The sequence below is a fragment of the Myxococcus sp. AB025B genome, assembly GCF_006518215.1.
GTDB lineage: Bacteria > Myxococcota > Myxococcia > Myxococcales > Myxococcaceae > Myxococcus > Myxococcus fulvus.
Window position 1 is genome coordinate 1 of the sequence record NZ_SRLW01000607.1, and the last position, 1,790, is coordinate 1,790.

The window sequence follows — 1,790 nt, forward strand, 5'->3', positions numbered from 1 at the left end:
GACCCGGCCCGGCCCCTCCGACCCCGGCTCCCAGCCGACGCCCGTGCCGTCGGAGCCCGCCCTCACGCAGACCTCCTCCTCCGCGCGGCGCTGGGCCTGGCTGCCCGCGGCGGGCGGCGTGGTGCTCGCGGGCGTGGGGACGGTGTTCTACCTGAAGGCCAAGGACCGCTACGACACGCTGGAGACCGGCGGCGCGGACATCCCCTTGCGTGACTCGGACGCGCTGGTGTCCCAGGGAAAGAGCGCGCAGACGGTGAGCCGCGTGGCCTTCGGCCTGGGCGCCGCGGGGCTCGTCGCCGGCGCGGTGATGTTCCTGTGGCCGGAGGACGACCCTCCCGCGAAGGTCGTCCCCTCCGCCGCCGTGATGTCGGGGGGCGCCATGGTGGGCCTGTCCGGGACGTGGCCATGACCTCGAGAGAATCCATGCGGAAGACCTGGACGCTCGGCGCCCTGGGCGCGGCGCTCGGCGCGGTGCTCGCCGCCGGCGGTTGCTACGACTTCGACGCCGCGCGGAAGCGCTGCCTCGACGAAGGGCGGTGCGAGCAGGTGCCCGACGCCGGGCGCTGCATCCCCAACACCGCCATCGACGACACCCCGGACGACACCTTCGAGGACTCCGACTGCGACGGCGTGGATGGCCGCGCCAGCGAGGGCCTGTTCGTCGACCCCGTGACGGGCGACGACGTCAACGGCACCGGCACGCGCGACGCGCCGCTGCGCACGCTCGGCCACGCGCTGTCGCTCGTGCGCCAGTGGGACGGCGGCGCGCCCACGCGGGTGTACCTGGCGGGCGGGGAGTACCAGGAGGGTGAGCTGACGCTGGACGTGCCCGTCTCGCTCCACGGCGGCTACGCGGGGCGCGATGGCGGCTGGCGCCGTGCCGGCACCCAGGTGGCCCGGCTGGAGGCAGGCCCCACCGCGCTCACCGTGCGCGGCCTGTCCGACGCGGGCATCGTGCTGGAGTACCTGCGCGTGCGCTCCGCGGATGGACAGGCGCCGGGACAGCCCTCCATCGCCCTGCGCGTCATCGGCTCGGACGTGCGGCTGCGCCACACCGTGCTCACGGCGGGACACGGCGCCGCGGGACAGGATGGCGCGAACGGTGACGCCGGAGCACCGGGCCCCGACGGCGGCGAGGGCACCAAGACCCTCCAAGAAAGCCCGACCGTGCCGGGTGAGGGTGGCGCGGGCGGCATCAACCTGGCGTGCCCCGGCGAGGAGGGCTCGCGCTCAGGCGGAGACGGCGCCCCCGGAGTCCACAGGACCGCGGGCAACGACGGAGCCCCCGGGCAGCCCCAGGCGGGAGGTCCTCCGACGGGAGGAACGGGCGGCGCGGGTGGCGCGCTGGACACGAAGGACTGCCGGGCCTCTCCCTCCAGCTGCGGCTGTAACGCTGGCGACGGCTTCGCGGGAGACGCGGGCGTCGCGGGCATCCCCGGGGACGCGGGCGCGTTCGGCGCGGGAATGGGGACCTTGTCGGAGGTCGACGGGACGTGGACGGTGGGCGCGGGCCAGAACGGCGGCGCGGGTCAGTCGGGGACGTCCGGCACGGGTGGCGGCGGCGGCGGCAGCGGCGGCAGCTGCGTCATCCAGTCGAGCCCCCAGCTCACCGAGCCCGCCAGCCCCGGAGGCAGCGGCGGCGGCGCGGGCGGCTGCGGCGGCCAGGGCGGCGCGGGTGGCGGTGGCGGCGGTGCGTCCATCGGCCTGCTGGTGTTCGACTCGAACGTGGCGTTGGAGACGGCCACGTCCATCGAGACGCTCGGCGGCGGCGCGGGTGGCGGGCTTCGCTT

At 76.3% G+C, this 1,790-nt stretch carries 1 protein-coding gene and 1 pseudogene; both read left to right on the forward strand.

The window, feature by feature from the left end; genetic code table 11:
- Positions 1-409: pseudogene (locus FL311_RS44690) on the forward strand (hypothetical protein); the annotation flags it as partial.
- Positions 410-423: 14 nt separating this feature from the next.
- Positions 424-1,790: hypothetical protein (locus FL311_RS42985; RefSeq protein WP_141333441.1), on the forward strand; the 1,367-nt coding region annotated here is incomplete at its 3' end.